This is a genomic window from Bradyrhizobium semiaridum, assembly GCF_020329505.1.
Lineage (GTDB): Bacteria > Pseudomonadota > Alphaproteobacteria > Rhizobiales > Xanthobacteraceae > Bradyrhizobium > Bradyrhizobium semiaridum.
Genome location: NZ_JAGKJJ010000090.1, coordinates 1 through 653, shown reverse-complemented (window position 1 = coordinate 653; position 653 = coordinate 1). Strand labels below are relative to the sequence as shown.

Sequence of the window (653 nt, the reverse complement as noted above, 5' to 3'; positions counted from 1 at the left end):
GCTCCTTGCAAGCCTGGCGGCCTCGTTGAACTTGCGCTCGAGCTCCGCATTGCCGCCGCGACAACCGGCGACGACCTTCTCGGCCCACGCGACATAGTCCGCGAGATCGTCGCGCTCGTCCTCGCTCGGCTGCGGCACGATGCGGGCCAGCGTATTGCTGATCTTGTCGGCGATCTTGATCAGCTTCGCGTCCGGGGATTTGTGCGGGGCGTCCTCGATCTGCTTCTGCCGGCGCGCCGGCTTCGGCAAGCTCATGTCGTCGGTGCATTCGGCCACGAGGTCGGCGACGCGCGGGCTGAATTTCCGCGCCAGCTCGTCGTGCGTGGCCCCGGTGTCCTCGATGGTGTCGTGCAGCCAGCCCGCGGCAACGAGCTCGGCATCGGCGCCATCGGTCACCTGCGCGAGCAGGTTCGCGACCTCGGCGAGGTGGTTGATATAGGGCTCGTTACCCCGCCCCTTGCGCGCCATGCCGTTATGGCGGCGCGCAGCGAACTCGGCAGCTTCGGAGATCAGACGGATCGCGGGGAGCATGGCTACGGCGCTCCCGTTTGAGCGGGCGCACTATCGGCGCGCGATGAGATGACTTCCGCCGGAGCCCGGGGCTTACCCCTCTCCCCAACCCTCCCCCGCAAGGGGGGAGGGAGCCTGACCAG

At 68.3% G+C, this 653-nt stretch carries 1 protein-coding gene; it reads right to left on the bottom strand.

Annotated elements, in window-relative coordinates; genetic code table 11:
• The coding region (locus J6500_RS31600; protein WP_225716594.1) for an HD domain-containing protein at positions 1–531 on the bottom strand (531 nt) is incomplete at its 3' end.
• Between the last annotated feature and the right edge of the window lie 122 nt (positions 532–653).